Here is a 5308-nt window from a genome sequence, read left to right as displayed (position 1 = left end):
TCTACAACACCGGAAACCTGGAAGATAATGGTAAGAAAATCACCATGAGCTACCTGAGCATTCCGTTGCTGGCTAACATCGACCTGGGAACCCCGCGTTTAAAGCTCCAGGTAGGACCTCAGTTCAGTGCACTGGTAAGTGATAAGAAAGTGCTGGGCGCTGCCAAGGAAGCATTCAAAGGCGGTGATATTTCCGGTGTTGCCGGCTTATGGCTGCAACTGCCTATCGTTAATGTAAGTGCCCGTTACGTAATCGGCTTTAACGACGTAAAAGACATCAACAGTGTAGCCAACACCAGCAACTGGAAGAACCAGAGCATACAGCTGGGCGTAGGCGTATCCTTCTAGTAAACCAGCGTTCGCATTAAATTTTTATGATGCAGCAAAGATTAAAGTGAATACTTTGATCTTTGCTGCATTTTTTTGTGGGAAATGCCAACTGCTAAACTGCTTTTTCTGTTACTGCCAGAGCGTCACTTGGCACCAAACTTGACAATGTAGGGATACATAAAAAAAAGAGGACTTTTGCCGGGTTGTATGACAGAATGTCCTCACGAGGCTTTAAATATCTCAGATGAACAGATTTTATTTAGGAAATTCGGAAGATGAAATGGAGTTCATGCCTATTATCCCTTTGAATGAAGACGGGGAAGGACAGGAGGATGAAAAGATCCCTGATGAACTGGCATTATTACCATTACGAAATACAGTATTGTTTCCGGGTGTTGTGCTGCCGATTACGGTGGGCCGGGACAAGTCCATAAAAGCGGTGAACGACGCGTACAAAACCGATAAATCGATCGGGGTGGTGGCGCAGAAGGACAGTACCATAGAAGATCCGGGAGTGGCGGATCTGACCGAAGTAGGCACCGTGGCGCGTATTGTGAAGCTCATTAAGATGCCTGACGGAGGCACTACCATCATTATACAGGGCCGTAAACGCTTTAAGATAGATGAAATAGTGTCAGAAGATCCCTATTTCAAAGCGAAGATCAGCGTGCTGCATGATGAAGCGGCAGAAGATGATTCAGAATTTGAAGCATATATTTCTTCCATCAAGGATCTGGCAGGGCAGATCATACAACTTTCTCCCAACCTGCCTTCAGAAGCGAGCATTATCCTGAAGAATATCGAGAATCCTTCTTTCCTGGTGCATTTTGTTTCTTCCAATCTTAATTCCGAGCTGAAAGAAAAGCAGCAATTGCTGGAGATCAACAACCTGCGTACACGTGCAGAATTGCTGATGAAACTGTTGCAAACAGAGTTGCAGTTGGCGGAACTGAAGAACAAGATCACCAATAAAACCAAGGCGGACCTCGACAAGCAGCAGCGTGATTACTTCCTGCAGCAGCAGATGAAGTCAATTAAAGAAGAACTGGGAGGAGATGCCAACGACCGGGAGCTGAAGGAAATGAAGCGCAAGGCGGAAGAAAAGAAATGGCCGGCCGCTGCTGCAGAAGCTTTTGCAAAAGGTATTGAGAAGCTGGAGCGTATGCATCCGAGCACGCCCGACTACAGCGTGGTGTACAATCACCTGGACCTGATGCTGGACCTGCCCTGGGGCGAATACACTACTGACAGTTACGACCTGAAGAAGGCAAAGAAGATACTGGACCATGACCATTATGGCATGGAGAAAATAAAGGAACGCATCCTGGAATACCTGGCGGTACTGAAACTGAAAGGAGACATGAAGTCGCCTATCCTGTGTTTCGTAGGCCCTCCGGGTATTGGTAAAACCTCCCTGGGAAGGTCTATCGCCAACGCTGTTGGCCGTAAATACGTTCGTCTCAGCCTGGGTGGCTTACACGATGAAAGCGAGATCCGCGGGCACCGTAAAACCTATATCGGCGCTATGCCGGGCAGGGTGGTACAGTCGATCCGCAAAATCAAATCATCGAACCCTGTGATGATCCTCGACGAAATTGATAAGATCGGCAACGATATGCGGGGCGATCCAAGTTCAGCATTACTGGAGGTATTGGATCCTGAACAGAACGGCACCTTTTACGATAACTACCTGGAGCTGGAATATGACCTGAGCAAGGTGTTATTCATTGCCACCGCCAATAACATCAATTCTATTCATCCTGCGCTGCGCGACAGGCTGGAGATCATTGATCTGAGCGGGTATTCCATTGAGGAGAAAGTAGAGATTGCCAAAAGGCACCTGCTGCCCAAGCAAAAGGATGCACATGGATTGAAGGATACCAAAGTAAAGATCAGTAATAGCGTGATTGAGCAGCTGATCGCTGATTATACCCGTGAAAGCGGCGTACGTGAGCTGGACAGGCAGTTTGCCGCCATTATGCGTAACCTGGCCAAACAGGTAGCGATGGATGAGAAATTGCCGGATGCATTGACCGAAGAAGGACTTCAAAAGATATTGGGTAAACCCCGTTATTCCAACGAGATCTATAAGGTGGGCAATCCGCCGGGAGTAGCGGTGGGGCTTGCCTGGACCTATGTAGGCGGTGATATCCTGTTCATTGAAAGCAGCCTGAGTGAAGGCAAGGGAGATCTGAAGCTTACAGGTAACCTGGGTAATGTGATGAAGGAATCGGCCGTTACCGCGCTTACTTACCTGCAATCCCATGCGGAAGAACTGGGAGTGGATCCCAAGAAGTTGGGACAGAAGAGTGTACATGTGCATGTGCCGGAAGGCGCTGTGCCGAAAGACGGTCCCAGTGCAGGTATTACCATGCTTACCGCATTGGCCTCTGTATTTACCGGGCGCAGGGTAAAATCCTACCTGGCTATGACCGGTGAAATTACGCTCCGCGGGCAGGTGCTGCCGGTGGGCGGTATCAAGGAAAAAATACTGGCCGCCAAAAGGGCAGGGATCCGTGAGATCATTCTATGCTGGCAAAATGAAAAAGATATCAGGGATATTAATCCTTCTTACATCAAGGGGATGAAATTTCATTATGTGAAGCAAATGAACCAAGTATTGGAAATAGCGTTATTAAAGAAGTAACAGGGCGTAACATTGCTGTTAGTCATAACGGCAAACTATATACAGTTCATACGGTTTAGTTGTGACTCCGCTATGAACTTCATGTTGATTGTTTTAAGGGTTGATAAAGCCATTCCGTATTACGGAATGGCTTTATTGTTTTGTATAATTTAGTCTGCGAGTTGTCTTTTGTAGAGTTGGATGGTATTTTCCAGGCCGAAGTAGAGGGCATCCGCCACGAGTGCGTGACCGATGGATACTTCTTTCAATTGTGGTATATGCAATTTAAAGAAGCGGAGGTTATCGAGGTTAAGATCGTGGCCGGCGTTGAGGTCTAGGCCGATAGCGGTGGCTTCTTTTGCCGTGTTTTTATAGTCGTTGAAGAGCTGCAGGTTTTGCGGCTGTGTGCGTGCATTCGTATATTCTTCCGCGTAGGGGCCGGTATAGAGTTCTATACGGTCTGCGCCTGCGGTTTTGGCGCCTTCCACTTTGGATACATCAGCATTGAGGAAGATGGATACCCGGATCCCTGCTTTTTTCAGGGCGGAGATCACGTCTTTCAGTTGCGACTGGTAAGCGATGGTATCCCAGCCTGTATTGGAGGTAATGGCATCGGGCGGATCAGGTACCAATGTGCACTGGTGGGGTTTCACGGCCAGTACAAGGTCCATAAAGTCCTGTGAGGGGTATCCTTCTATATTAAATTCAGTTGTTACCAGTGGTTTGAGATCTCTTACGTCCTGGTAGCGGATATGCCGTTCATCGGGCCGGGGATGAACCGTGATCCCGTCGGCGCCGAAGCGTTCACAATCCTGCGCCACTTTTAGTATATCCGGTAGATTGCCACCCCGTGCGTTGCGCAGGGTAGCAAACTTGTTGATGTTTACACTCAGCTTTGTCATGCGGCAAAATTACGGCTTTTAGCTTTTACAAAAAATGCAGCGGGGAAAAAGTAATGACTTCTTCCCCGCTGCATTTGTATTTGTTGGTCGTTTAAAACTAGTATCTGTAGTAATCCGGTTTGAAAGGACCTTCTGCAGGAATACCGAGGTATTCTGATTGTGCAGTGGTAAGTACGTCCAGTTCCACGCCTACTTTTTTCAGGTGTAAGCGGGCTACTTTTTCATCCAGGTGCTTAGGCAGTACATATACCTTGTTTTCGTAGTTTTCTGAGTGCAGCCACAGTTCCAGCTGGGCCAGTACCTGGTTGGTGAAGGAGTTACTCATTACGAAAGAAGGGTGACCGGTAGCGCAACCGAGGTTTACCAGGCGGCCTTCAGCCAGGAGGATAACGTCTTTACCATCGATGGTGTATTTATCTACCTGTGGTTTGATTTCCACTTTGGTGTTACCATAGTTTTTGTTTAACCAGGCTACATCAATTTCGATATCGAAGTGACCGATATTGGAAACGATGCATTTATCTTTCATCAGTTTGAAGTGTTCGCCGGTGATGATATCGCGGCAACCGGTGGTGGTTACAATGATATCGGCTTCTTTCACAGCGTCGTTCATTTTCTTTACTTCATAACCTTCCATTGCAGCCTGTAAAGCGCAGATGGGGTCAATTTCAGTAACGATTACGCGGGCGCCTGCACCTCTGAGTGATTCAGCGGAACCTTTACCTACGTCGCCAAAACCGGCAACAACGGCCACTTTACCGGCAATCATCACGTCTGTAGCGCGACGGATCGCATCTACGCAGGATTCGCGGCAGCCGTATTTGTTATCGAATTTGGATTTGGTAACGGAGTCGTTGATATTGATAGCGGGCATTGGTAAAGTACCAGCTTTCATGCGTTCGTATAAGCGGTGAACACCGGTAGTGGTTTCTTCACTCAGTCCTTTGATATGCTGGATAAGCTCAGGGTATTTATCAAATACCATATTGGTAAGATCGCCACCATCGTCCAGGATCATGTTCAGCGGACGGTCGGGGCTGCCAAAGAACAGGGTTTGTTCAATGCACCAATCGAAGTCTGCTTCATTCAAACCTTTCCAGGCAAATACGGGTATACCGGCAGCAGCGATAGCAGCAGCGGCATGGTCCTGCGTAGAGAATATATTGCAGGAGCTCCAGCGCACTTCAGCACCGAGAGCTACGAGAGTTTCTATTAATACGGCAGTTTGGATAGTCATATGCAAACAACCAGCAACACGTGCACCTTGCAATGGTTTGCTGTTACCATATTCTTCTCTCAATGACATCAGTCCGGGCATTTCGGCTTCTGCCAGTTCAATCTCCTTACGACCCCAGGCCGCGAGAGACATGTCTTTTACCTTGTATCCGAGGCTAAAGTCAATGTTTGATTTTGCAATTGTTGACATTCTGAATTGTTTTTTGCAAATCTAG

4 protein-coding genes are annotated in these 5308 nt (G+C 47.6%); 2 read left to right on the top strand and 2 right to left on the bottom strand.

Translation table 11 applies throughout. The features are described from left to right. On the top strand, positions 1–347 hold a 347-nt coding region (locus VN105_RS04480; protein WP_325638340.1), incomplete at its 5' end, for an outer membrane beta-barrel protein. 226 nt (positions 348–573) lie between these two features. Continuing rightward, on the top strand, positions 574–2976 hold the full coding sequence (gene lon / locus VN105_RS04475) for an endopeptidase La (RefSeq protein WP_325638338.1): 2403 nt from the start codon (positions 574–576) through the stop codon (positions 2974–2976). A 149-nt stretch (positions 2977–3125) separates the two neighbouring features. On the opposite strand, the gene VN105_RS04470 is transcribed toward lon, so the two are convergent. Both VN105_RS04470 and ahcY read right to left on the bottom strand, forming a co-directional pair. Next, positions 3126–3857 carry a pyridoxine 5'-phosphate synthase gene (locus tag VN105_RS04470; protein WP_325638336.1) on the bottom strand — a complete coding sequence of 244 codons (732 nt, stop codon included), beginning with the start codon at positions 3855–3857 and terminating at the stop codon, positions 3126–3128. Positions 3858–3954: 97 nt separating this feature from the next. Further along, positions 3955–5283 carry an adenosylhomocysteinase gene (gene ahcY, locus VN105_RS04465; RefSeq protein ID WP_325638334.1) on the bottom strand — a complete coding sequence of 443 codons (1329 nt, stop codon included), beginning with the start codon at positions 5281–5283 and terminating at the stop codon, positions 3955–3957. Positions 5284–5308 lie beyond the last annotated feature (25 nt).

This window comes from Chitinophaga sp., assembly GCF_035564935.1.
Taxonomy (GTDB): domain Bacteria; phylum Bacteroidota; class Bacteroidia; order Chitinophagales; family Chitinophagaceae; genus Chitinophaga.
The sequence above is the reverse complement of the archived record's forward strand: the minus strand, read 5'-3'. Positions and strand labels throughout refer to the sequence as shown.

Excerpts from the sequence above, each read along its gene's own strand:
- lon (WP_325638338.1), top strand. The coding sequence starts at position 574 with ATGAACAGATTTTATTTAGGAAATTCGGAAGATGAAATGGAGTTCATG.
- VN105_RS04470 (WP_325638336.1), bottom strand. The coding sequence starts at position 3,857 with ATGACAAAGCTGAGTGTAAACATCAACAAGTTTGCTACCCTGCGCAAC.
- ahcY (WP_325638334.1), bottom strand. The coding sequence starts at position 5,283 with ATGTCAACAATTGCAAAATCAAACATTGACTTTAGCCTCGGATACAAG.